The sequence below is a fragment of the Nocardia sp. NPDC059236 genome, from assembly GCF_042754085.1.
Taxonomy (GTDB): domain Bacteria; phylum Actinomycetota; class Actinomycetes; order Mycobacteriales; family Mycobacteriaceae; genus Nocardia.
In genome coordinates this window covers 444,251-469,236 of the sequence record NZ_JBHZAF010000004.1, presented here as the reverse complement: position 1 = coordinate 469,236, position 24,986 = coordinate 444,251, and the positions used below count along the sequence as shown (strand labels likewise).

The 24,986-nt window shown below is 70.8% G+C and carries 14 protein-coding genes; 3 read left to right on the top strand and 11 right to left on the bottom strand.

The window, feature by feature from the left end; translation table 11 throughout:
* Positions 1-21: 21 nt before the first annotated feature.
* The 8 genes from ACFXIV_RS14250 to ACFXIV_RS14215 form a co-directional block, all read right to left on the bottom strand.
* Complete coding sequence (locus tag ACFXIV_RS14250; RefSeq protein WP_379378751.1) at positions 22-627, bottom strand: response regulator; 606 nt, start codon at positions 625-627, stop codon at positions 22-24.
* Positions 624-1,958, bottom strand: a complete 1,335-nt coding sequence (locus tag ACFXIV_RS14245; RefSeq protein WP_379399281.1) for a sensor histidine kinase — start codon at positions 1,956-1,958, stop codon at positions 624-626. The genes ACFXIV_RS14250 and ACFXIV_RS14245 overlap by 4 nt, the downstream gene beginning before the upstream one ends.
* The gene (locus ACFXIV_RS14240; protein WP_379399282.1) at positions 1,942-2,712 is read right to left on the bottom strand and encodes an ABC transporter permease; all 771 of its coding nucleotides are present in this window, start codon (positions 2,710-2,712) and stop codon (positions 1,942-1,944) included. Before ACFXIV_RS14240 ends, ACFXIV_RS14245 begins: the two co-directional genes overlap by 17 nt.
* Positions 2,709-3,659: an ABC transporter ATP-binding protein gene (locus ACFXIV_RS14235; RefSeq protein ID WP_379399283.1), complete on the bottom strand. Its 951-nt coding sequence runs from the start codon at positions 3,657-3,659 to the stop codon at positions 2,709-2,711. The genes ACFXIV_RS14240 and ACFXIV_RS14235 overlap by 4 nt, the downstream gene beginning before the upstream one ends.
* A 91-nt stretch (positions 3,660-3,750) precedes the next feature.
* Entirely contained in the window at positions 3,751-5,190 is a 1,440-nt protein-coding gene (locus tag ACFXIV_RS14230) for a molybdopterin-dependent oxidoreductase (protein ID WP_379399284.1), read from the bottom strand.
* 84 nt (positions 5,191-5,274) lie between these two features.
* Positions 5,275-18,681, bottom strand: coding sequence for an amino acid adenylation domain-containing protein (locus ACFXIV_RS14225; protein WP_379399285.1), 13,407 nt, complete (start codon positions 18,679-18,681; stop codon positions 5,275-5,277).
* Between the two features lie 9 nt (positions 18,682-18,690).
* Entirely contained in the window at positions 18,691-19,401 is a 711-nt protein-coding gene (locus tag ACFXIV_RS14220; RefSeq protein ID WP_379399286.1) for a DUF6875 domain-containing protein, read from the bottom strand.
* Between the two features lie 190 nt (positions 19,402-19,591).
* On the bottom strand, positions 19,592-20,983 hold the full coding sequence (locus tag ACFXIV_RS14215; RefSeq protein WP_364617741.1) for a glycine--tRNA ligase: 1,392 nt from the start codon (positions 20,981-20,983) through the stop codon (positions 19,592-19,594).
* A 148-nt stretch (positions 20,984-21,131) separates the two neighbouring features.
* Between ACFXIV_RS14215 and ACFXIV_RS14210 the strand changes: the two genes are divergently transcribed.
* Positions 21,132-21,527, top strand: coding sequence for a metalloregulator ArsR/SmtB family transcription factor (locus ACFXIV_RS14210; RefSeq protein ID WP_040861788.1), 396 nt, complete (start codon positions 21,132-21,134; stop codon positions 21,525-21,527).
* A 3-nt stretch (positions 21,528-21,530) separates the two neighbouring features.
* Positions 21,531-21,941, top strand: a complete 411-nt coding sequence (locus ACFXIV_RS14205) for a Fur family transcriptional regulator (protein WP_354835448.1) — start codon at positions 21,531-21,533, stop codon at positions 21,939-21,941.
* A 70-nt stretch (positions 21,942-22,011) separates the two neighbouring features.
* Here ACFXIV_RS14205 and ACFXIV_RS14200 read toward each other — a convergent pair whose 3' ends face one another.
* On the bottom strand, positions 22,012-22,977 hold the full coding sequence (locus ACFXIV_RS14200; RefSeq protein WP_379399287.1) for a hypothetical protein: 966 nt from the start codon (positions 22,975-22,977) through the stop codon (positions 22,012-22,014).
* Between the two features lie 102 nt (positions 22,978-23,079).
* Here ACFXIV_RS14200 and ACFXIV_RS14195 point away from each other — a divergent pair, with 102 nt between their 5' ends.
* Positions 23,080-23,718 (top strand): TetR/AcrR family transcriptional regulator, encoded by a 639-nt coding sequence (locus ACFXIV_RS14195; protein WP_379399288.1) that lies wholly within the window; start codon positions 23,080-23,082, stop codon positions 23,716-23,718.
* A 30-nt stretch (positions 23,719-23,748) separates the two neighbouring features.
* On the opposite strand, the gene ACFXIV_RS14190 is transcribed toward ACFXIV_RS14195, so the two are convergent.
* Together ACFXIV_RS14190 and ACFXIV_RS14185 are read right to left on the bottom strand one after the other, a co-directional pair.
* A complete protein-coding gene (locus tag ACFXIV_RS14190) occupies positions 23,749-24,156 on the bottom strand; it encodes a hypothetical protein (RefSeq protein WP_379399289.1) in 408 nt (135 codons plus the stop codon).
* Positions 24,153-24,956, bottom strand: coding sequence for an isoprenyl transferase (locus tag ACFXIV_RS14185; protein WP_364617730.1), 804 nt, complete (start codon positions 24,954-24,956; stop codon positions 24,153-24,155). The genes ACFXIV_RS14190 and ACFXIV_RS14185 overlap by 4 nt, the downstream gene beginning before the upstream one ends.
* Positions 24,957-24,986 lie beyond the last annotated feature (30 nt).

Sequence of the window (24,986 nt, the reverse complement as noted above, 5' to 3'; positions counted from 1 at the left end):
TTCGAACGCGCGAGGGGCAGGTCAGAGCCAGCCGAGGCGTTCGGCGGCGCGGACTGCTTCGGCTCTGGTTCGGGTGCCGGTTTTGCCGATCGCGGAGGACAGGTGATTGCGGACTGTGCCTTCGGACAGGTGGAGTTGTTTGGCTATCGCGCCGGCGGTGGCGCCGTTGGCCGCGGCGGCGAGGACTTCGCGTTCGCGGGCGGTCAGGGGTGAGGTTCCGGCGGTGAGGGTTTCGGTGGCGAGGGCGGGGTCGACGACGCGCAGGCCCATGTGGACGCGTCGCACGGCATCGGCCAATTCCCGGGCGGGCGTGTCCTTGACGACGAAGCCCGAGGCTCCGGCGTCGATGGCGCGGCGGAGGTAGCCGGGGCGGCCGAAGGTGGTGACCATGAGGATGCGGACTTCGGGGTGGGCGGCGTGCACCTGCGCGGCGGCCGAAATGCCATCCTGGCCCGGCATTTCCACGTCCAGCAGGGCCACATCGGGAGCGGTGCGCGCGACGGCCGCGAGGACCTCGTCGCCCCGGCCCACCTCGGCGACCACCTCGAGGTCGGGCTCGAGGCTGAGCAGCGCGGCGAGGGCGCCGCGCACCAGGGCCTGGTCGTCGGCGAGCAGCAGTTTGATCATTCCGGCTCCTTGATGGTCGCCGGAAAGCTTGCCAGCACCCGCAATCCGCCCTCCGGCCGGTTGGCGAGGGTGAGGGTGCCGCCGGTGGCCTGCACCCGCTCGCGCAGGCCGGCCAGGCCGGAGCCGGTGCGCGCCGAATCGCTCATGCCGACGCCGTCGTCGGACACCTCGATGCTGGTGGGGGTGACCCGCACCCGGCAATGGGCCGCGCCGCTGTGCCGCACCACGTTGGTCACGGATTCGCGCAGCACCCAGCCGAACACCACGCTGTGGCGGATCGGCAGATCGTCGGAATCCGGTAGCTCGGCCTCTATCTCGGCGGCGCGCAGCGCGGTGCGGGCATTGGCCAGCTCACCCGCCAGCGACACCTCACGCAGGCCACCGACGGTGGTGCGCACCCCGGCCAGCGCCTCCCGGGCCAGCCGCTCCACATCGGCCATCTCGGTTTTCGCCCGGTCCGGGTCGAGATCGACGAGTCGTTGCGCCAGTTCGGTTTTCACCGTGATGACGGTCAGCGAGTGGCCGAGGATGTCGTGCACGTCGCGCCCGACCCGCAGCCGTTCCTCCGCCACGGCCAGCTCGGTGAGCTGCTTGCGGGCCAGGTACAGCTGGTGATTGCGCACCAGGATCACGCGAATCCCGCCGACGGCGAAGCCCGCCAGCGCGATCGACTGGATGAGCCCCCAGTCCGGTGGCTGACCGGTGACCAGCTGCGGCACCACCCCGAACACCGCGATCAGCACCAGCTCGAGGGGAATCGCCCACCGGACCGGCGCGCTGAAGCCGATATAGGAGGCCATGTAGACGCTCATGCCCAGCATCGAGGAGTGCAGGGTGATCGCGGCCGCCGCGATCAGCACCGCCTGCATGAGCAGGGGAACCAGGACCGTGCGCGGTTCGGGGTTGGGCGGCCACGCCCCGCCCACCGGCCGGCCGCCCCGCACGATCCGCCAGTAGGACCAGATGTAGCAGGCGCCGAAGGCCACGATCACCGTGAGCGTGTACGCCCGGGCCACCGGATTGTCCAGCTCCCAGCCCCGCCGCAACGGCTCGATCAGATACACCGCCCACACCGCCGCGAACAGCGACCCGAACCGCCGCCGTCGCCGAATGCCCTCTTCCTCCTCGTCCACAGAGCCGGACGCTACACCGAACAGGACCGGTCGCGGCGACAGTCGCGGACCGCCTGTGCCGCGGACGGATCGCTCGGTGTCCGGGCCGCCGTGGTCCGCGGAGCCGCTCCACACCGCGCGGACAGCCGCGCCGAGGCCCGGCCGGGCGGTGTGCTCGGCCGGACCGGCGTCCCCGGATCGGTCAGCGGGCGGTGTCACGGCGGAAGAGGTAGGCGGAGCCGAGGGTGAAAACGGCCGCCCAGGTCACGACGTTCACGATGGCCAGGACGATGCCCGCCGCGCTGGGCTGGGCGAAGGGGGCGCGGGCGAGGACGGCTATTCCGTTGGTGGGCACCAGTTTCGAGACGATCTCGAACCAGCCGTGCAGCGGGTTGAACAGGCCGCCGGCGAAGGACAGCAGGGCCAGGGAGACGCCGAGCAGCTGCATGACGTTCTCGGCGGGCAGCAGGTAGCCCATGAACAGGCCGAAGGCGGCGAAGACCAGCGAGCCCAGCCAGGCGATCAGGAAGCAGCTCACCCACGCCGACGCCGGCAGGTGTGCGCCGAAGATGGCCCCGGTCACGAAAACCACGGTCACCGAGAGCAATCCGAGCACCATGGCCACCAGGATCTTGGTGGCCATGTAGGCCAGCGGGTGCAGCGGGGTCAGGCGCAGCTGGCGACTCCAGCCCGCCGCGCGCTCGACGGCCACCCGGGCCGCGCCCGTGGAGGTCGCCAGTAGCGCGCCGTAGACGGCCATGGAGACCATGACGTAGCCGGTGGTGTTGCCGGAACCCGATGCCTGACTGCGGAAGTCGGCGCTGGTGCCGAAGATGATGAAGAAAAGCGGCGGCATGACCAGGGCGAACAGGACGGTGCGCTTGTCGCGCAGGGTGCGCCGCAGTTCCAGGCTCAGGAAGGCGGGCCGGAATCCGCCCAGCGGTCGTGCGGGCCGGGTGTCGAGGGTTGTCATCGGTGGTCTCCCGTCGTGGTCAGGGCGAGGAACGCGTCCTCCAGGTTGTGTCCGGAGATCTCCAGATCGACGGCCTCGGTGGCGGTCAGCAGGTAGCGGGCCACCACGTCGGAGTCCTTGGCGCGCACGATGATCCGGCTGCCCCGCTGCTCCACCTGGTCGACGCCGGGCAGGGCCAGCAGTCGCACCGGATCGGCGGCGGGCAAGGTGGCGCTGACGGTGCGGCCCGCGGCCAGGCTCTTGATCCGGGCGGCGCTGCCGTCGGCCACCACTCGCCCGGCCCGCACCAGCACGATGCGGTCGGCGTAGGCGTCGGCCTCGTCGAGGTAGTGGGTGGCGAACAGAACGGTGCGGCCGCGGCGGGCGTCGTCGCGGATGGCGTGCCAGAAGTCGCGCCGCCCTTCGACATCCATGCCGGTGGTGGGTTCGTCGAGCACGACGAGGTCGGGATCGGGCAGCAGGGCCAGCGCGAAACGCAGCCGCTGCTGCTGGCCGCCGGAGCATTTCCCGACGGGCCGGTCGGCGATATCGTCGATCCCGGCCCGCACCAGCACCTCCCGGACCGGGCGCGGGCGCGCGTGCAGGGTGGCGATCAGGCGCACGGTCTCGCCCACGGTCAGGTCCGGCAGCAGCCCGCCGGACTGCATGACCGCCGAAACACGTCCTCCGGCAATGGCTTCCGCAGGTGTCGCGCCGAAGACCCGTATCTCCCCCGCATCGGGCCGGGCGAGGCCGAGCAGCATGTCGATGGTCGTCGTCTTCCCCGCGCCATTGGGCCCGAGGAAGGCGACGATCTCACCCGGCCGTACCGTCAGATCCAGTCCGTCCACGGCGCGCACCGTCCCACCGGGCGCGGCGAAAGTCTTGACCAGCCCCCGTATCTCGATGGCCGGGGCAGTCCCGTGCCCGGACCGCTGGACCGCGATGCCATCAGCAGTAGCGTTCATAGCTCTACTGTCGGCCGCCAGGGTCCGCGGCACCTCCGTCGTCCGTCACTACTCGGGCATGACAGATGTCATGGCCGGTGCCCGCAGTGGACTAGGCGGTGACCGTGACCGTGTGCAGGCCGCCCGGGCCGAACGGGAAGGGCGGACGTTCGGCCGAGTCCTGGACCTCGCCGGAACGGCTGGTCACGCGGGCCTGCAGGGTGTGGGCGCCCGGCGGGAGATCGACGAGGGTACGCCAGCGCCGCCAGGCGGCCGGCGCCAGTTCGGAGCCGAGTTCGACCGGGAGCCATTCGGTTTCGTCGATGCGGATCTCGACGCCCGCGACCCCGTGGGGCGGGGCCCAGGCCACGCCGGCGACCGTGAACTTGCCGGAACCCGTGCCGCCGCAGGTCGCTACATCGATGCGGGCCTGCGGGCGCACCCACAGCGGCTCGACCGGCCAACCGCGCTTGCACCAGTAGTCGACATGGGTGTCGTCGGCGAGTTCGAGCTCGGTGATCCACTTCGCCCCGGAATACTGCCCGTAGATGCCGGGCACGAAAACCCGTGCGGGGAAGCCGTGTTCGGGCGGCAGCGGTTCGCCGTTCATGCCGATGACCAGGTAGCCGGGCCATTCGCCGGTGCGCAGCGGTTCCAGCGGCAGCGAGATGGTGTAGCCGTCGGCAGCGCGGGTGACCAGCCGGGTCGCCCCGGCTTCGGGGACGGCGTGGTCGAGCAGCGCGGTCAGCGGGACACCGAACCAGCGGGCATTGCCGCAGCGGCCCGAGCCGGCCGTATTGTGCACGCACACCATGACGGCATCGAATTCCACGGCCTGCTCGGCCAGATCGGCCAGCGACAGCCGCAGGTGATGGGCCACCCGGCCGCCGATGGCCAGCCGCCACTGGGCGGGATCGATGCGCGGCGGCCGCGAATTCACGTCCGCCACATAGAATTTGCCCGCGGGTGTGATCAGGGGCGACAGTCCCGGTTCCGGCCCGAGGCCGTCCTCGGGGACAGGCGCGTGCGCACCCCACGACCCGGACCGCCGCGCCACCTCGCGGTACCGCAGATCCTCGCGGCGCACCAGCACCTCGGCCGCGCCGAGCATGCCGGTTCCCGCTGCCGCCCACAGCAATCCGTGACGGGGCGCGGTGGAGCTGCGCAGTCCCGCACGCAGTAGCGCCGCCGCGGCCACGCCGCCGACCGCGCCGGGCACCGACCGGTTGGCGCTGCGCAGTGCCGCGGCCGCCGTTCCCGCGCCGAAGGCCACCGCCGCGGGGGTCCGCAGCCGCGGCGGCAGCAGGGCCATCCCGGCGGCCGCGGCGACGCCGCCGAGGGCCACCCCGAGCCGGGTCATCTCCTTGTCGTGCTCCCCGGCCTGCGCCACCATGGTCTCGACCACCGGCACGGGCGCGTAGTCGGCGGCCAGCCGCCCGATTCCGTCGAGCACGGACCCGCCCCTGGCCGCGGCGAGCAGCTCGCCCGCGCCGAGCGCACCCAGCCCCACCGCCGCCGCGCCCAGCAGCCGCCGTTTCCCGTTCACCGACACTTGCCCGAACCTTCCGTAGCCGACCGGGTTTCCAGCGCCCATTCTTCCCCAGCGGCGGCGCGAGATCGCGCGCTTTGCGCGGCATCACCGCCGCAGGTAGGCGTCCACGAGGGGTCCGATGACGGCCAGCGCCTCGGCGGTGATCATCTCGTTGTGGCTGTACGGGAGCGGCCGATCCTCGATGCTGCCGCCGATATACCGCCGCCAGGTGGTGACGTTCGGGTTGGGGTCCGGGTTGTGGGCGGCGGCGAAGAAGAGCAGGTCGCCGTCGAAAACCTCGTGCTCGTGGGCCGCGATCTGGCGCAGCAGGTGTTGCAGATCGGTGTAGAAGTTCTCCAGATCGGTTGCGGTGAAGGTGATTCCGGACGCGGCCAGCAGATCCGCCGCCTGGGCGGGCGTGAGGTGCTCGAGCTCCGGCGGGATGTCGATGCCGCCGAATTCGGCCAGCAGCATCGACAGCGGCGGGAGGGCGCTGTCGTCGGGCACCGCGACGTCGGCGCGCGAGTCGATCATGACCAGGGATGGCACCTCCGCACCGCGGCGGCGCAATTCGACGGCCATGGCGTGCGCCAGCGGCCCGCCGGCCGAGTACCCGAGCAGGTGGTACGGGCCCTCGGGCTGGACGTGGAGGATCTCCTCGACGTACCGGACGGCCAGTTCGCGCACGGTGCGGTCGGCGGTGCCGCCGTCGGTGACGCCGGGCGACTGGATGCCGTAGATGGGGCGGTCACCGTCGATGTACTGCACCAGTCCGCCGTAGCACCAGGCCAGTCCGATGGCCGGGTGCACGCAGAACAGGGCTGGCGCGTCGCCCTGCGGGCGCATCGGCAGCAGCACCCGCATGGACGCCTCCACCCCCGGCTGGTCGGCGGCCTCGACCAGGCGCTCCGCCAGCGCGGCGGGCGTCGGGTCGAGGAACATCCACTGCAGGGGCATGGGGATGCCGGTGTGTTCGCGCACCAGGGTGACCAGGCGGACCGCGCCCATGGAGTTGCCGCCGGTATCGAAGAAGTTGTCGTCCACGCCGATTCGCGGGGATTCCAGCACGGTCTCGAAGGCGTCGACGAGGGTGCGTTCGGCGTCGGTCCGCGGGGCGCGGTAGGCCCGGCGGGCGGGGGCGGGCTGCGGATTCACCACGACGGTGGCTTCGTCGTGGGGATGCACGGTGAGCGCGGGCAGCGGGGTGCCCGCGGCGGGCGTCACGGCAAGTGTGCCGATCGCCGCCGCCGGGGCGGCAGTTGCCGCGTCCAGGAGCGCGAGGAAGCCGTCCACCATGGTGGCGGCGGTGCCGCGGTCGAACAGGTCGGTGGTGAAGGTGAGGGAGGCGGTGATGCCCGCCGGTTCCCCCGCCGCCCCGAACTGCTCGGCCAGCATCCATTCCAGATCGAACTTGGATCCGGGTGCGGGCGCGTCCAGGGGTCGAATCTCCAACCCGGGCAGCGTGGTTGCCTCGGTCTGCAGGTTCTGGAAGGCGAGCAGCACCTGGAACAGCGGGTGGTGCGCGGTGGAGCGGGCCGGGGCCAGCGCCTCCACCAGCCGCTCGAACGGCAGGTCCATATTGCCGTAGACGGCCAGGTCGGCCTGCCGCACGGCGTCGAGGGTGCCGGCGAAACCGGCGGCGGGATCGAGCTGCGAGCGCAGCACCACGGTATTGACGAACATGCCGACCAGGTCGTCGAATTCGCCGTCACCGCGGCCCGCGACCACCGAGCCGATGGCGATGTCGGTGCGGCCGGACAGCCGCCCCAGCAGGACGGCCAGCGCGGCGTGCACCACCATGAACGGGCTGGCGCCGTGGTTGCGGGCGAGTACCTGGATGCGGTCGTGAACCGTTGCGGGAACCGTGAATTCGATGCGGTCGCCGGACCCGGACGGAGCCGCCGGGCGCGGGCGGTCGGTGGGCAGCGCGTGGACCTCGGGCACACCGGCCAGGGTGGTACGCCAGAACTCCAGCTGACGGCTGGCCAGGCTGTCGGGATCGCGGTCGGAGCCGAGCAGTTCGTGCTGCCACAGCGCGTAGTCGGCGTATTGCAGCGGGAGCGAAATCCACTCGGGCGCCACCCCGGTCGAGCGAGCGATGAAGGCGTACATGACATCCCGGGCCAGCGGGGCCATGGACCAGCCGTCCGCCGCGATGTGGTGCACGGCCATGGCCAGCACCGTGCGGTCCGGCGCGATGCGGAGCACGCAGACCCGCAGCGGCGTCTCGCGGGTGATGTCGAAGCCGCGGGACAGCTGGGCGATCAGGGCCGCCGCGATGTCCGCCTCCGCCACCTCGAGTTCGGTGACCGGCAGCGAACCCGCTGTCGCGGGCAGGATCTGCTGGTACGGAAGCCCGTCCGGCCCCACCGGGTAGATGGTGCGCAGTGTCTCGTGCCGGGCGACGACATCGTCGAGTGCCTCACGCAGCACCGAAATATCCAGTGCGCCGGTGATTTCGAACGCTCCCGGGATGTTGTAGAGCGGCGAGGCGGGGTCGTAGCGGTTGAGGAACCACATGCGCTGCTGTGCCGCCGACAATGGGATGCGCTCCGGGCGCGGGCGCGGTCCCGGGCGCGGACGATCCGACGCGCCACCGGAGGCGACCAGCGCCGCCAGCTCTGCCACCGTCGGGGCGTCGAACAGGGCGCGCACCGGGACGGCCGTGTCGAGCGCCGCGCCGAGCCGCGCCACCACCCGGGTGGCGATGAGCGAATTGCCGCCGAGGGCGAAGAAATCGTCGTCACGCCAGACCTGGTCGACGCCGAGGACCTCGGTGAAGGCCGCCGCCACCGCCGTCTCGACGGGCCCCTCGGGCGGTCGCTGCTCCCCTGCCACCAGCTGCGGTGCGGGCAGGGCATCGAGGTCCAGTTTGCCGTTGGCGGTGCGCGGCAGGTCGGGCAGCACCGTGATGGCGGACGGCACCATGTAGGACGGGAGCCGTTGCGCGGCCGCCTTCTTCAGAGCCACCGGATCGGGTTCCGTGCCGTCCGCGGCGACCACGTAGGCGGCGAGCATGCCGCCGCGCCCGTCGTCGCGGACCACCGCGACCGCGCGCGCGACCGTGGGCTCCGCGGTCAGCGCCGCCTCGACATCGCCCAGTTCGATGCGCAGGCCGCGCAGTTTGACCTGGGTGTCGGTGCGTCCCAGGTATTCCAGGTCCCCGTCGCCTCGCCGCACCAGGTCGCCGGTCCGGTACATGCGCCGGCCGGCCGGGCCGTGCGGGTCGGCCACAAAACGGGCTGCGGTCAGGTCGTAGCGGTCGAAATAGCCACGCGCCAGGCCGATTCCCGCGAGGTACAGTTCGCCGACCACGCCGTCCGGAACCGGGCGCAGCCGGTCGTCGAGGACGAGGGCCCGCATGCCGGGTGCGGCCCGGCCGATGGTGATCGGCGCACCGGGATGCACGGGCGCGCCGGCAGCCGTCACCGTGGCCTCGGTCGGCCCGTAGTCGTTGAAGTGGTTGCGGCCCTCGGCCGCCCACGCGGCGACCAGTTCCGGCGGGCAGGATTCGCCGCCGGTGACGATCAGGCGCAGATCGTCCAGGCCGGACGGATCCACGGTCGACAGCGCCGAGGGCGTGAGCGCGATGTGCGAAACCCGTTCGCGTGACAGCAGTTCGCCCAGCTCGGGTCCGGCGAAGACGGTGGGGGGCGCGATCACCAACGTGGCGGCCGCGCCCACCGCCATCAGCAGTTCCACGACGGAGGCGTCGAAACTCGGCGACGCCACGTGCAGGACCCGGGATTCCGAGGTGAGTGCGTCCCGGTCCCGCTGTGCGGCAGCGAGATTCGCCAGACCCGCGTGGGAGACCACAACCCCCTTGGGTGCGCCCGTCGATCCCGAGGTGAAGATGACGTACGCCGGATGGGCTGTGTTCCTGCTGATTTCATGAACCGCGAGCGGATACTCCTCCGCCTCGCGGTCGTCCAGGCACCACCATTCCACCGTGCCCGGAAGTCGGTCCCACTGCGCGCGCACGGTGAGACCGAGACATACCCCCGAAACGTCGATGATCCGGGCGATCCGATCCGGCGGATAGGCCGGATCCACCGGGACGAAGGCCGCCCCGGCCCGCGCGACGGCCCAGACCGCCAGCACCGATTCGATGGACCGCGGAATGCCCACGGCCACCAGTGTTTCCGGTCCGGCGCCGGCCGCGGTCAGCCGCCGCGCCAGCTGCTCGGCCCGGGCGTCGAGCTCACGGTAGGTGAGCCGGCGGTCCCCGCAGATGACGGCGAGGCCGTCCGGGTTCGCCGCGACCGCGTCGGCCATGAGGTCGGCCAGCATGCGCGGGGACGCGACGGGTTCGGCGGCCGCGTGCAGCCGCTCGTGCTCCGCCGCGGTGAGCAGGTCGAGATCACCGATCGGGCGGGCGGGTTCGGCCGTGATCTCGGCCAGCACCCGCACCAGTCGGCCGGTGAAGTCCGCCATGGTCGACGCATCGAAGAGGTCGGTGGCGTAGCAGCACCGCAGTTCCATGCCGTCGGCGTCGCCGATGACCGTGAGACTCAGGTCGAAACGGCTGTTGGTCTGCGGCAATTCGAGCGGGGACACGGTCAGCCCGGGCAGCTGGAGCTCCGGCATGGCCAGGTTCTGGAACACCAGCATGACCTGGACGAGCGGGTGCCGGGACTCCGACCGGGCCGGGGCCAGCACCTCCACGAGCCGCTCGAACGGCACGTCCGCATGTTCGAAGGCAGCGAGATCGGTATCCCGCACCCGATCGAGCAGCGCGGCGAAACCCTCCTCCGGGCGAATACCGGTGCGCAATACCAGCGTGTTCACGAACATGCCGACCAGGTCGTCGAGTTCACGCACGCCACGCCCCGCGACCGGGGTGCCGACCACCACGTCCGCGGAGCCGCTGAGGCGGGACAGCAGCACGGCCAGTGCGGCGTGCACCACCATGAACGGGGTCGCCCGATGCGCGCGGGCGCAGCGGTCGATCGCGGCGGTCAGGTCCCGGTCCACGCGGGCGGTGCATTCGGCCGCCCGATGCGAGGCACGGGCCGGACGCGGCCGATCCGCCGGCAGCTCCAGATGATCCGGCACCCCGGCGAGGGTGTCCGACCAGTACCCGAGCTGCCGGGCCGCCAGCGAGTCCGTGTCCGCCTCGGAGCCGAGCCGATCCCGCTGCCACAGTGTGTAATCCGCGTACTGGACCGGCAGCGGCTCCCACGCCGGCGCCTGCCCGGCGGCCCGCACCGCATAGGCGGCGGCCACATCGCGGGTCAGCGGGGCCATCGAGAAACCGTCCGTCGCAATGTGATGCGCGACCAGCACGACCACGTGCTCTTCGAACTGGCCGTCCGTCATGGCGCGCGGGCCGTAACTTGCTGCGGCTTGGATTATTTCGCGGTCGTCGACGACAAACACCCGGACCCGGAGCGGGACCGCCGCGGTGACGTCGAACCCACGGCCGATGGTGTCCGCGACGACCTCGGGTAGCCGGTCGAGGGACACCGGCACCGGGTCGAGGTCGAGCGGGACGTCCTCGGCGGGGAGCACCCGCTGCATGCCGACGCCGTCGATATCGGGATAGACCGTGCGCAGTGTCTCGTGGCGGGCCAGCACATCCCGCAGCGCGGCGCGCAGGGCGTCCTGGTCCAGGTGGCCCGAAAGACGCAGCGCCACCGGCACGTTGTAGGCCGGGGAGGCCGGGTCGTAGCGGTTGACGAACCACATGCGCTGCTGAGCCGGGGAGAGCGGGACCAGGTCGGGGCGCTCGGTCCGGGTGAGAGCGGGTGCGGCGGTGTCGGTCTCGGCGGCAGACAGCCGAACGCCCAGGTCGGCGACCACCGGGGCCTCGAAGAGCAGGCGGACCGGAACGGTGCGGCCCAGGTGCGCGGTGAGACGGGCGGCGACGCGGGTCGCGATGAGCGAATCGCCGCCGAGCGCGAAGAAGTCGTCGCGAGCACCGACGCGATCCAGCCCCAGCACCTCGGCGTAGGTCTCGGCGATGGCCACCTCGGCACCCGCCGGGACGACGTATTCGGCCTGTACCAGCTGGGGTTCGGGCAGGGCGCGCAGGTCCACCTTGCCGCTCGCCGTCAGCGGCAACTCCGGCAGCACCTGCAGGCCGGCGGGCATCAGGTAGCGCGGCAGCCGGCCGGAAGCCCAGGCCAGCAGCTCCGGCACCGAGGCCGGATCCGACAGCGCGACATACGAGCACAGCGTCATCGCGCCGGCGGGGTTGCGGCGGGCGACGGTCACCGCGGCCTCGATGCCCGGATGCGTCAGCAGGACGGCGTCGACCTCACCCGGCTCCACCCGGATGCCGCGGATCTTCACCTGGAAGTCGCTGCGACCGGCGTACTCGAAACCGTCCGCGGTGCAGCGCATCAGGTCGCCGGTACGGTACATGCGCTGTCCGGCGGTGAACGGGTCGGCGACGAACCGGCTCGCGGAAAGCGCTGCACGACCGGCATAGCCACGCGCCAGCCCCGAACCGCGCACATACAGTTCGCCGACCGCGCCCAGCGGTACCGGACGCAGCCAGGCGTCCAGCACGAGCAGGGTCGTCCCCGGCACCGGTTCGCCGAGCAGGGTCGAGGTGCCGGCCGTCATCGGGTCGCCGAAGCTCGCGGCGATCGTGGTCTCCGCCGGGCCATAGGAATTCACGAACGCGCGACCCTGACCCAGACGTGTCACCAGCGCGGGCGGGCAGGGTTCGCCACCCATGACGACCGTCCGCACACCGTGCAGGTCTGCGGCATCGAGGGTCGCGAGCACGCTCGGCGTACAGGTCAGGTGGGTGGCAGCGCCCGCGCGGATGGCGGCCGCCAGCTCCGCACCCGCACTCGCCTCCGGCGGTGCGACGACCAGCGTCGCGCCGGCGGCGAACGCGGACATCCACACCAGCATGGCCGCGTCGAAAGCCGGGTTGAGGCAGTGCATCACGCGCGAATCGCGATCGATGCCACCGCGTTCCGCCATGGCCGCCGCCATATTGGCCAGCCCGGTGTGCGAGACCACGACACCCTTCGGCGTGCCCGTGGACCCCGAGGTGAACACCACGTAGGCCGCATGCTCCGGGCGCAGGAGCGCGAGCCGGTCGGCATCGGTGACCGGCTCGGCGGACATCGCCGCGCACTCGGCGACCAACGCGTCGCTGTCCAGCCGCAGCCATGCCACGTCGCCGGGCAGATCCGTCACCTGATCCGAGGTGATCCCCAGTACCGCACCGCATTCCGAGGCGATGGCGCTCGTCCGCGCCGCCGGCTGCGTGACATCCGCCGGCACGAACGCCGCCCCGGTCTTCGCGACGGCCCACACCGCGACCATCGACATCACCGATCGCGGCAGAGCCACCAGCACCGCCCGCTCGGGCCCGGCACCGGCTTCGATCAGCCTACGAGCCAATCGATTCGACGCGGCCGCCAGCTCGGCGTAGGTCAGCTCGGCAGCGCTGTCGGCCGTTGAGGCGGCGCCGACGATCGCGGTTGTGTCCGGGTATCCGTTGGCGGACAGGAGATCCGGGAGGAGCTGCACCTCGCGGGAGTCGGCCCCGGGTCGGACCGAGACCAGCGCGTCGGGGTCCGTGCCGCGCAGCCCGGCGGCGCGGCGGCGCGAGTCGCCGGTGAGGTCGGTCAGCAGGCGGGACAGCGCCGCTGCCAGCGCATCGGCCTGGGAGGCGTCGAAATAGTGTGGGGAGCGGGTCAGTTCGAGGCGGAGGCCGTTGTTGGCGTAGGCGGCCAGCGAGAGGGGGTAGTGGGTGCCGTCCTGGGCGCGCAGGGACGTGACGGTGAGGTCGGCCTGGCGGGTGGCGGCGGTGAGGGTCGCGGCGTCCACCGGGTAGGACTCGAAGACGGTGGCGGTGTCGAAGAGCGGGCCCAGGCCGGTGGCTGCCTGGATCTCGTCGAGGCCCAGGTGCTGGTGGTCGGCCAGGGCGGCCTGCTCGCGCTGCACGCGGGTGAGCAGGTCGGCGATCGATTCGGCCGGGTCCAGGGCGATGCGGACCGGGACGGTGTTGACCAGCATGCCGACCATGCGCTCGGCGCCGGCCAGTTCCGGCGGGCGGCCGGACACCGTGGCGCCGAAGACGATGTCGGAGCCGCCGGCCTGCTCGGCCAGCAGCAGCGCCCAGGCCACCTGCACGAGGGTGTTGACGGTGACCTGGCAGGCCGCGGCCGTGCGGCGCAGGGCGTCCGGCAGACCATCGGGCAGGGGCACCTCGTGGGCGACCGGGGCGGTCGCGGCGTCGGCGCGCGGCGCGGTCGGGGCGATCAGGGTCGGGCCGTCGAGGCCGGACAGGGACTGCGCCCAGGCTTCCCGGGCCAGGTCGTCGTCGCGGGCGGCCAGCCACTCCAGGTGCGTGCGGAAGGGGGCCGGGGTCGCGAATCCGGTGTCGTCGCCGGAGGTTTCGTAGAGGGCGATGAGTTCCGCGAACAGCATCGGCATGGACCAGCCGTCGAGGATCAGGTGGTGGTTGGTGATGACCAGCCGGAAGCGCCGATCCCCCGCCGCGATGCACAGGAATCGGATCAGGGGCGGGTGGTCGACCGAGAACGGCTCACGCAGTTCGGCCGCCGCGATCTCGTCGAGCTCCGCCGGCGTGGCGCCGATCGCCTCCCGATAGGCGCACGGCACCGCGACCTCGGCCGGAATCACCTGCACCGCACCGGTATCCGAGGCCAGGAAGCCGGCGCGCAGCACATCGTGGCGGCGGACCAGCGCCTCGGCGGCGGCCGTCAGCCGGTCGCGATCGAGGTCGGCCTCGACATCGATGATCGCCTGCACCGAGTAGCCGTCCGGGCCGCCCGCGGCCAGTTGCGCCTGGAACAGCAGGCCGCGCTGCAGCGGCGTCAGCGGCCAGGCATCGGTCAGACGGCCGAAAGCCCGCTCCCACGACTCGATCTCCGGCTGCGCGACGGTCAGCAGCGGCAGATCGGCAGGGGTGAGGCCACCGGCGTCGGGCCGCCGTACCAGCTCGGCGATCTCACCGACGGCCGAAAGCCATTCCCGCGCCAGCGCTTCCACGTCCCCGGCCGCGACCGCATGACCGGCGAACTGCCACACCGCCCGGATCCGCTGCCCACGCTCCGACTCCAGCGTGACCGCGTCCACCGAGATGACCGCCGCCAGCGGCATATCCGGATCCGCGTGCCCGCCCAGGCGGTCCCCCATCGCGACCGGCAGCCAATCGCCCACGGCGAGCTCGGGAATCTGCCCGAGGTAGTTGAATCCGATCTGCGGATCCGGCAGTGCCGCGAGCTCCCGGGCCGTCCGCGCGTTCAGGTAGCGCAGCAGCCCGTAGCCGAAGCCGCCGCGCGGCACGGCCCGCAGCTGTTCCTTGACCGTCTTCAACGCGCTGTCCACGCTGGCCGCGCCCGAATCTCGCTCCACGGCAACGGGTCCCAGGCGCACCGGCACCTGCGTGGTGAACCAGCCGACCGTCCGCGACAGGTCCGCACCGGGCACCGCGGCCTCGTCGCGGCCGTGCCGCTCGACCGTGACCACGGTCCCGGCGGCGACCGCATCCTGCCCGTCCCGCCAACGCGCCAGCGCCAGCGCGAGGGCCGCCAGCAGCGCGTCCTCGACGCCGCAGCGGTAGGTGCCCGCGAGCCGGGCGATGAGCGCCGCCGACACCTCGCCCGGCACCTCGATATCGATCCGCCGGGCGGTCCGATGGGTGTCCACCGCCACGTCCAGCCGGCGCCGCCCGATCAGGGCATCCGGGGCCAGCACGTCACGCCAGTACCCGAGTTCGCTGACCGGCCAGGGTGATTCGACGGCAGCCGAGTCATCGGCCGGCGCGCCCGGGATGTCCGGTGACGCCAGCGCCTCCAGTGCGTACGCCCAGGTGCGCATCGAGGTCCCGGTCTCCCGCAGCTCGGGTTTCGTCCCCGCCGCGGCCTGCGTCCAGGCGGACATCAAGTCGGGCAGCAGGATTCGCCACGAGACCGCGTCACAGGCCAGGTGGTGCACCGCGATCGCCAACCGGCCCGGCCGCGCCGGACCGGCGTCCAGCCAGTTCAGTGCGATCATCACACCCGCACGCGGATCCAACCGACCGGCGGCATCCGTCAGCGCTCGGTCGACCGCCGCCCCGGACACGTCGGCCGCCGTCCACTCGAAGTGTGTCAGCAGCGTCGCCGCCTCGATGTCATCCGCCGGGGGGACGTCCAAGCGGAGCCCGTCGTCGGTGTCGACCAGGCGGGCGCGCAGCACATCGTGGCGGTCGAGCAGCGCCTGGACGGCGCGCAGCAGCACCGGGAGTTCGACCCCGGCCGGCACCTGGACCACCATCGACTGGGCGAAATGCCGCCAACCGGGACGGCCGAGCAGCCAGGCCGCGATCGGCGTCAGCGGCAGGCGTCCGACGCCACCGCCCGCCAGTTCGGGCAGCCGTTGCGGACGGTCCTCGAGCCGGGTGACCACGGCCGCCAGGGCGGCCGGGGTGCGGTGCTCGAAAACCTCACGGGCGGAGAAGACCAGGCCCGCGGCACGAGCGCGCGACACCAGCGTGATCGCCATGATCGAATCGCCGCCCAGGGCGAAGAACGAGGTGTCCGGACCGGCCTCGGTCCCGAGAACCTCCGCGAACAGGCTGCAGAGCAGGCGTTCGGTGGCGGTGGCCGGCGCGCGACCCGACATCGATTGCGCCACCACGGGTTCCGGCAGCGCCCGGCGATCCACCTTGCCATTGGCGGTGAGCGGCAACGCACCCAGCACCGTGACGGTCGCGGGCACCATGTACGGCGGCAGGCGGTGGGTGGCGTGGTCGAGCAGCTCGGGCTCGGTGATCACCTGACCGGCGTGCGGAACCACATACGCGTCCAGCACGGTGCCGCCGCCGGGACCGGGCCGCGCCACCGTGACCGCGATCTCCACCGACGAGTGCGCGTTCAGCACGGCGTCGATCTCACCCAGCTCGATCCGCATACCGCGCAGCTTCACCTGGAAGTCGCTGCGACCCACGTACTCGAGCACGCCACTCTCGGTCCAGCGCACCAGATCTCCGGTGCGGTACATGCGGGCCCCGGCCGGACCCGAGGGGGCGGGCACGAAACTCTCGGCGGTCGGCCCGGGACGGCCGACGTACCCGCGCGCCACCCCCGGCCCGGTCACGTACAGCTCCCCGGCCACCCCGATCGGCACCGGCCGCAGCCAGCGATCCAGCACCAGCATCCCGGCGCCCGGAATGGGGTCGCCGAGCCCGGCATTCACGCCCGGCACCAGCCCCCGGGTGTAGGTGACGGCCACCGTGGTCTCGCTGGGACCGTATGAATTCAGCAGCTCCCGCCCGATCCCGAAGCGCGCCACGATATCCGGCGGCGTCGGCTCCCCGCCCGACGACACCGCGCGCACCCCGTCGAGCGCGTCCGGCTCCAGCGTGGACAGCACCGCGGGTGTCGAACAGCCCTGGGTGATGCCGAAATCCCGGACCAGCCCGGCCAATTCGGCGCCCACCACCGGATCCGATTCGGCCACCACCAGGGTCGTGCCCGATGCGAACGCCATCAGCCATTCCAGCACCGACGCATCGAAACTCGGATTCAGGCACTGCAGGACCCGTGCACCCGGCGCGACCCGGTACGCCGTCACGATCGCCGCGGCCAGCCCGGCCAATCCGGCATGGGTCACCGCCACACCCTTGGGCACCCCGGTCGATCCGGAGGTGAACACCACGTACGCCGGATTGCCGGCCCGCGGCCGCCCCCGCAACTCCTCGGCGGTGAGCGGCGGATCGGCCGGCGCCACGTCCTCGTCGAGCAGGTCGTCGAGAGTGATCCAGTGGACCGAATCCGGCAGCGCGGCAGTCGATTCCGCGATTGTCAGGCCGATCGTCGCGCCCGCGTCGGCGGCAATGCGCGCCATCCGGTCGGCGGGCAGCGCGGTACCGAGCGGCACGAACGCCGCGCCGGTCTTGGCCACCGCCCACAGCGCGACCATCGCCTCGATCGAACGGGGAAGCGCCAGCAGCACGGTCGATTCCGGTCCGACGGCCGCGGCTTCCGGTAGCCCGGAACCGGATTCGGCAGCGCCAGCCCGCACGATCCTCCGCGCCAGCCGATTCGACAGCGCGTCCAGCTCGCCGTAGGTCAGCCGCCGGTCGCGGCCCATGACGGCGACCGTCTCGGGTCCTGCGCGGCGCAGGCCGTCCGCCAGGATCTCCGGCAGCAGCCGCGGCTGCGGCGCCGCCGGCCCGTGCGCGCCCGCCAGCACCGGCTGCTCGTCCGGCACCGTGTAATCCAGTGCCGCGACCGGTGTTCCGGCCTCCGCCGCCAGCAGCGAATCCAGCACGGCGAGGAATCGCCGATGATGCCGGTTCAGCGAATCCTCGTCGTACAGGCGCGGATTCGCGGCGAAGTCGACATGGATCGGCGCGCCCGCACCGTGCTGGTAGAAGTTGACGAACAGGTCCTCGATCGGGCCCGAGGTGACCACGTGCAGGCTCGACTCCACGCCCTCGAAGTCGATCCCGTCCGGGAACATCATGATGTTGATGACCGGCCCGGTCATGCCGCGCCCGAACTCGTCCCGGTCGCCCTCGTCCCGCATGTCCTCGTGGCGGAAGCGCTGATGCCGCAAGGCCCCCGACGCCGCCACCCGCACGGCATCCAGGACCTCCCCCACCCGTCCCGCGCGCGGCACCGGCACCCGCAGCGGCACCACATTGGCGATCATGCCGCCGGAATGCCGCAGCACCGCGGTGGTGCGGCCGGACACGGGCAGGCTCAGGACGACGTCCTCGGTGGCCGTGAGTCGGGCGTAGTACAGCGCGACCGCGGCCATCACCACGCCCGCCGCACTGGTGTCGAGACGGCGGGCCGCGCTCGCCAGCCGCTCGGCCGTCCGTTCCCCCAGCTGGGCGCGCGCCTCGCGGGCCAGCGCGCTCGCGGGCGCGGTGGCCCCGACCAGGCTGCACCGGTCGGGCATGCCCGCGGTGGCCTCGCGCCAGTAGCGCTCGTCGGTGGCGTACCGGCTCGATTCCCGGTACGCCATCTCCGACTCGTGCACGTCCAGCAGCGAGGCCGCGGTGCCGGGAGGCGCCGTTTGCCCGCGCACCGCGGCGTTGTACAGCTCGGCGACCCGATACAGCATGGTCATCGAGCCGAATCCATCGATGAGGAGGTGGTGTGCTCTGGTGTACCACAGGTGATGGGACTCGCCGACCCGGATCACGGTGGATATCCCAGCCTGTGCACCGAACAGCTCGATCGGCGCCGCCACATCGGCGCGCATCCACTCCAACGCGTCCGCAACCGGGTCCGGTCGGTCCTGGAAGTCCAGGAAGCCGACCGTCGCGTCCAGTTCGGTATCGACCACCTGATACGGCCGATCCTCGACCTCGACGAATCGCAGGACACCGGAACCGAATTCCCGCGCTGCCTGCGCCCCCACGAGCCGCAGCGCCGCGATATCCAGCGGTCCGTGCATCTCGATGTACTGGGCCTCCGACAGCGGCACCGCCGGATCCAGTTGCTGCGCATAGAACATCCCCAGCTGAGCCGGGGAGAGCGGGAAGACGGTGGCGGTCCGATCCGCCGCGATCTCACGCGTCATAGGAACTACCTAACTGCTGGCCGAACAGGATGCGTCGTCGTCGGCGCCCACCTCGTAGGCGGGCACGAAGGCGGGACGAGATGTCAAGCGCTCCACCATGACCGAGCGCACATGCGCGGGCAGCCCCGGCGCGAACTTGCGCACGAAGGCGTCGGCCCACTCCGGTCTGTCGAGCAGGAACGGAAAATCGGTCGTCATCATGCTGCGCACCACCAACATCGGCATCGGTGCGTCCAGCGGCCGAAAATCCTTGTTCCACAGGCCCGCCTGGTCACAGCCCGGATAGAATTGCCCGAGCATGATGCCGCGTTCCACGAATTTGCTCTTGAATTCATCGTGGATCTCATCGATCAGCGAACAATCCGTCAAATTCGGGAATACGGTGATCAATGCGCGCAGCACGGAGGTGGAACTGCCGTTCCCCGTGGGCAGTCCGGAATAGGCCTCCAGCGCGTCACGGATGATCGCGCGCACCCACGTCGGCCGCGGCTCCACCGCTGGAACCTGCGCCAGCCACATCAGATCTCGCCGCATGGCCGGTCGTACATACGGGCAGACCGGCCCGTCGCGGCCCAGTTCGTCACTGGGTTGGGTCAGATAGGACTCGGCCCATGATCGAAATGCCGCCACCGTGGATCGGGCGGCAGGGCACGATGATCCGGTGTCCCCCAATGAGACCCATTGCAGCCCCGAGCGGGGGCCGATAACACGCTCGCTCATGACTCACCTCGGATGATCGAGCTACGGCAGAGATGCGCCGTTGCCCACATCCTTAAATAGTGCTCCGGTCATGGGCCGTTAACGTGAGTAGTCGGTTACCCAATTTCGCGACACCGCCCCGGATTTCGGGGGCAATGGAATAAAGAAAAGACCGGTCAGGCATTGACCGGTCTTTTCTGTGAACTTGGACTCAGGCGCCGACGAGGCGCGCCGCCAGGTAGCCCTCTACCTGATCGAGAGCGATGCGCTGCTGAGCCATCGAGTCCCGCTCACGCACGGTGACGGCCTGGTCCTCCAGCGTGTCGAAGTCGACCGTGATGCAGAACGGGGTACCGATCTCGTCCTGACGGCGGTAGCGGCGGCCGATCGCCCCGGCGTCGTCGAAGTCCACGTTCCAGTTCCGGCGCAGCTGCGCGGCCAGGTCCTTGGCCTTCGGCGACAGGTCCGCATTGCGCGACAACGGCAGGACAGCCGCCTTGACGGGCGCCAGGCGCGGGTCCAGGCGCAGTGTGGTGCGAGTCTCCATGGTGCCCTTGGCCGTCGGCACCTGCTCCTCGTGGTACGCGTCGACCAGGAAGGCCATCAGCGAGCGGGTCAGACCGGCCGCCGGCTCGATCACGAAGGGGATGAAGCGCTCGTTGGTGTTCTGATCGAAGAAGCTCAGATCCGTGCCGGAATGCTCGGAATGGGTCTTCAGGTCGAAGTCGGTACGGTTGGCGACGCCCTCGAGCTCACCCCACTCGGAGCCCTGGAAGCGGAAGCGGTACTCGATGTCCACCGTGCGGGTGGAGTAGTGCGAGAGCTTGTCCTTCGGGTGCTCGAACAGCCGCAGGTTCTCCGGGTCGATGCCCAGGTCGGTGTACCAGGCCAGGCGGGTGTCGATCCAGTACTGGTGCCACTGCTCGTCCTCGCCCGGCTTGACGAAGAACTCCATCTCCATCTGCTCGAACTCGCGGGTACGGAAGATGAAGTTGCCCGGGGTGATCTCGTTGCGGAACGACTTACCGATCTGCGCGATGCCGAACGGCGGCTTCTTGCGCGCGGTGGTCTCGACGTTCTTGTAGTTCACGAAGATGCCCTGCGCGGTCTCCGGGCGCAGGTAGTGCATGCCTTCTTCGGATTCGACCGGGCCCAGGTAGGTCTTCAGCATCATGTTGAAGTCCTTGGGCTCGGTCCACTTGCCCACGGTGCCGCAGTCGGGGCACACGACGAGCTCCATGGACACCGAGTCCGGGTTGTCGATCTTGTTCTTCTCGGCGTACGCCTCCTGCAGATGGTCCTGCCGGTGCCGCTTGTGGCAGTTGAGGCATTCCACCAGCGGGTCGTTGAACACCGCGACGTGGCCCGAGGCCACCCACACCGGACGCGGCAGGATGATCGACGAGTCCAGGCCGACCACGTCGTCACGGCTGGTCACCATGGACCGCCACCACTGCCGCTTGATGTTCTCCTTGAGCTCGACGCCCAGCGGACCGTAGTCCCAGGCCGACCTCGTTCCGCCGTAAATCTCACCGCTCGGGTACACGAGACCCCGACGCTTGGCGAGATTGGCGACGGTGTCCACCTTCGACTTGGGTGCCACTGAACAGTTCTCCATCCGTGTCCGGAAGATTGCAAAGGATTCGGTCCAGACTATCTGCCGTGTGCTACGGGTTTAACACCGTGTCGCGTTTGACATGCGTACACGTGCATATAAGAATGGCATCGGTTTCCAATAAGGAGTTGGTTCGATGACCACGGACAGCGGCGCGCCCCTGCGGCGCTCCCACGTCGCGACGGAGACCCCGGCCGCGATCCCCCACGACCCGTACCCCTACCGGTCTCCCCAGCCGCCGGCCGTGCCGTCGCGCACCATTCTGGACTCCGCCGGAGAACTATTGCGCGCACTGGCGGCGCCCGTCCGCATTGCCATCGTGCTCCAGCTCCGCGAGTCACCGCGCTGCGTGCACGAACTGGTCGATACCCTCGGAGTGACCCAGCCGCTGATCAGCCAGCACCTGCGCATCCTCAAGTCCGCCGGGGTGGTGCGTGGCGAACGCACCGGCCGCGAGGTCATCTACGAACTGGTCGACGAACATCTCGCGCACATAGTCATCGACGCGGTCGCACACGCCGAGGAAGGGTGATCCGTGGGAACAAGCGAGAAGACCGTCGGGGTCCGCAGCACCCGTCAGCGCAGTGCCATCGCCGCACTGCTCGCGGACATCGACGAATTCCGCTCCGCACAGGAGCTGCACGACGAACTCCGCAAGCGCGGTGAGGGCATCGGGCTGACCACGGTGTACCGCACCCTGCAGTCGCTCGCCGACGCCGGGATGGTCGACGTGCTACGCACCGACACCGGCGAATCGGTGTACCGGCAGTGCTCCACCGGACACCACCATCACCTGGTCTGCCGCCAGTGCGGCCGGACCGTCGAGGTGGAGGGGCCGACCGTGGAGGCCTGGGCGGACTCGATCGCCACCGAGCACGGGTTCACCGATATCAGCCACACCATGGAGATCTTCGGCACCTGCCAGAACTGCTGCCACAAGAGCTGACAGCGAGCAGCCGCGCACCCCTTGCTCATCGAGCGAGGGGTGCGCGGCTGCTGCCGTCCGGGTGGCGAGTTCAGGCCGCGGGCACCAGGTCCGGGGCGAGAGCCGGGACGGTCCGCCGAGTGCGGGCGATCCCCACACCGAGGAGAGCGAGACCGGCTGCGGCCCAGCACAGCAGGACCGTCAGCGGGCCCGCGATGGCGGCGTCACCGAAGAAGGCCGTCGAACGGAGCAGGGTGGCGGCAGCGCCGGGCGGCAGCAGCTGGCCGATCTCGCCCCACGGCTTGGGCAGCAGTTCGGGCGCGGAGGTGGCTCCGGAGAAGGGGTTTCCGACGAGCAGCATGGTGAGCGCGCCCAGGCCGATGCCCGCCTGACCGAGCACGGCGGCCAGACCGACCACGGTGCCGGCGACGGCGAGGGAGACCAGGCCGCTGATCGAGGCCATGGCCAGGTACGCACCGGGGAGCAGGTGCAGCCAGCCCTGGACGATCGACATGCTCAGCAGCCCACCGGCGATCGCGAAGACGGCCAGGCCGAGAGCGCGGGCGCGCAGCGACGGCACCAGCAGGGTCAGCAGCACGCCACCGGCCAGGCCGGACATGACCAGCGGGAGAACCATTGCGCCGAAACCGCTACCGCGCGGGTCGTGGACGTCGGCGGCGACCACGTCCTGCACCGGTGCCGCCTGCGCGCCGTTCAGCTGTTGCGCGAAGGCCGAGAGCTGCTGGGCCACAATCGGACTCGCGGCCGAGGCGATCAGCACCCGGGGCTGTCCACCGGTCAGGATGGCCCCGTATACATCTCGATGCTCGATGGCGTCGCGAGCAGTGGATTCGTCTGCGACGGTGCGGATGTCGAAGCCGCCGGGCTCGCGATCGGTCAGCTGCCGGGCGACCGCGGCGGCCTGCGGGCCGGTGATGGCGATGGGGAGATCCCGGGGCGCGACGCGGGCGGCGGGCCAGGCGAAGGCGATGAGCATCAGGGCCTGAATGGCGGCCGCGGCGAGACCGAGGGCGAGGGAGCGCTGGACTGTGTTCATGACCCATCCAAAGAAAGCGAAGGTTCGTTCTTTTTGATTGGGACAAGGCTGACACCCCAATGTCCCCTTGTCAAGAACGGATATTCGTTTTACTTTGGGCGCATGCCCAGAGTCAGCGAGGAACACCTGGAACGCCGCCGGCAGCAGATTCTCGACGCCGCGCAGTCCTGCTTCGCCCGCAAGGGACTGCACGCCACCACCATGCAGGACGTCTTCGCCGAATCCGGCCTCTCGGCCGGGGCGGTCTACCGGTACTTCAAGTCCAAGGACGACATCATCAAGGACCTCGCCACCGACGCCACCGTCGACCTGCGCGCGGCCCTCAGCGAAGCCGTCTACAGTGACCCGCTCCCCACTCCCCCGGACCTGGTCCGCATCATGTGCGAGGCCATCGTCCGGCTCAGCGTCCCCGGCGGGCCGGTCCGCATCATCCCGCAGGCCTGGTCGCTGGCCCTGACCGACGCCAATATCGCCGACTACGTCCGCACCAATATCCTCGGCATCCGCCGCCTCTGGTTCGACTACGCCGAACGCATGCGCGACGTCGGCTGGCTCCCCCCGGACGCCGACACCGACGCGGTGGCCAAGATCTTCCTCGGCCTACTACCCGGCTTCATCCTGCAGCACCTCATCCTCGGCGACGTCGACCCCGACACCTTCGCGCGCGGCATCACCGAGATCCTCCCCGACTACCGCCGCGCCGCCGAGGCCGCGGCCGCGGCCGAATCCGCCCGAGCCTGAACCGATCCCGGGCGGCACCGGGTATCGGTGTCAGAGCAGCAGGCCCTGGCGGGCACGGCCCGCCCCGGAGAGGGTCAGCAGCAGGATGGTGGCCAGCGGCTCGTCCTCGAGCCCGGCGGCCGGGAAGGTGTAGCGCAGGATGACATCCGCGAGCTTCTCGCGGGACACGACGGTGAGCGTGCCGAACTGGAGCGCGGCATTGCGTTCGGCGACCCGCTTGTGCAGCTGCGGTTTCACCGGACGATCCCAGGCCAGGATGCACATGAGCGCCAGCACATCCAGGCCGGGCGAGAGGTTGACGCCGCGCAGCGAGCACAGCGCGCCCTCGTACTCGAAGCCGAGGCCGCCGTCCTCCTCGCGAACCTCCACGCCGTAGCGCAGCAGCAGGGCGCGGGCGCGGTCCTGGAGCGCCTCGGCGGGGGTGAGCTGGTCGGTCATTTCACGCCTCCGAAGCGACGGTCACGCTTGGCGTACTCCAGGCAGGCGTCCCAGAGGTTGCGGCGGTCGAAATCAGGGAAAAGCGTTTCCTGGAACACGAATTCGGCGTACGCGGCCTGCCAGATCAGGAAGTTGGAGGTGCGCAGTTCACCCGAGGGACGCAGGAACAGGTCCACGTCCGGCATATCGGGTTCGTCGAGGTAGCGGGCCACGGTGGCCTCGGTGATCTTCTCCGGGTCGAGTTCCCCGGCGGCCACCCGGCGCGCGATTTCCCGTGCGGCGTCGGCGATCTCGGCACGACCGCCGTAGTTGACGCACATGGTGAGGGTCATCACCGTATTGTCCCGGGTGAGCTCCTCCGCGATCTCCAATTCCTTGATCACGCTGCGCCACAGGCGCGGTCGGCGGCCGGCCCAGCGCACCCGCACACCCATCTCGTGCATCTCGTCGCGGCGGCGGCGGATCACATCGCGATTGAAGCCCATCAGGAAGCGCACCTCGTCGGGGCTGCGCCGCCAGTTCTCGGTGGAGAAGGCGTAGGCCGACAGCCACTTCACGCCCATCTCGATACAGCCCTCGACGGTGTCCATGAGCACCGCCTCGCCGCGCTCGTGGCCCGCGGTGCGGGGCAGCCCGCGCTCCTGGGCCCAGCGGCCGTTGCCGTCCATCACCAGCGCCACATGCCTGGGCACGAATTCCGCCGGAATCGCCGGCGGCTTCGCCCCCGACGGATGCGGCGACGGCGGCCGCACAACACGCTGCTCAGTCGATGACTTCCGGTTCCCGATCACGACCACCATCCTGCCCGACGCTCCGCGAGGCCGGACGGC

What these genes read in the sequence shown, in the direction of transcription:
- ACFXIV_RS14250 (WP_379378751.1), bottom strand. Translation starts at nt 627, where the DNA reads ATGATCAAACTGCTGCTCGCCGACGACCAGGCCCTGGTGCGCGGCGCC.
- ACFXIV_RS14225 (WP_379399285.1), bottom strand. Translation starts at nt 18,681, where the DNA reads ATGACGCGTGAGATCGCGGCGGATCGGACCGCCACCGTCTTCCCGCTC.
- ACFXIV_RS14185 (WP_364617730.1), bottom strand. Translation starts at nt 24,956, where the DNA reads ATGGTGGTCGTGATCGGGAACCGGAAGTCATCGACTGAGCAGCGTGTT.
- ACFXIV_RS14190 (WP_379399289.1), bottom strand. Translation starts at nt 24,156, where the DNA reads ATGACCGACCAGCTCACCCCCGCCGAGGCGCTCCAGGACCGCGCCCGC.
- ACFXIV_RS14235 (WP_379399283.1), bottom strand. Translation starts at nt 3,659, where the DNA reads ATGAACGCTACTGCTGATGGCATCGCGGTCCAGCGGTCCGGGCACGGG.
- ACFXIV_RS14200 (WP_379399287.1), bottom strand. Translation starts at nt 22,977, where the DNA reads ATGAACACAGTCCAGCGCTCCCTCGCCCTCGGTCTCGCCGCGGCCGCC.
- ACFXIV_RS14195 (WP_379399288.1), top strand. Translation starts at nt 23,080, where the DNA reads ATGCCCAGAGTCAGCGAGGAACACCTGGAACGCCGCCGGCAGCAGATT.
- ACFXIV_RS14210 (WP_040861788.1), top strand. Translation starts at nt 21,132, where the DNA reads ATGACCACGGACAGCGGCGCGCCCCTGCGGCGCTCCCACGTCGCGACG.
- ACFXIV_RS14240 (WP_379399282.1), bottom strand. Translation starts at nt 2,712, where the DNA reads ATGACAACCCTCGACACCCGGCCCGCACGACCGCTGGGCGGATTCCGG.
- ACFXIV_RS14220 (WP_379399286.1), bottom strand. Translation starts at nt 19,401, where the DNA reads ATGAGCGAGCGTGTTATCGGCCCCCGCTCGGGGCTGCAATGGGTCTCA.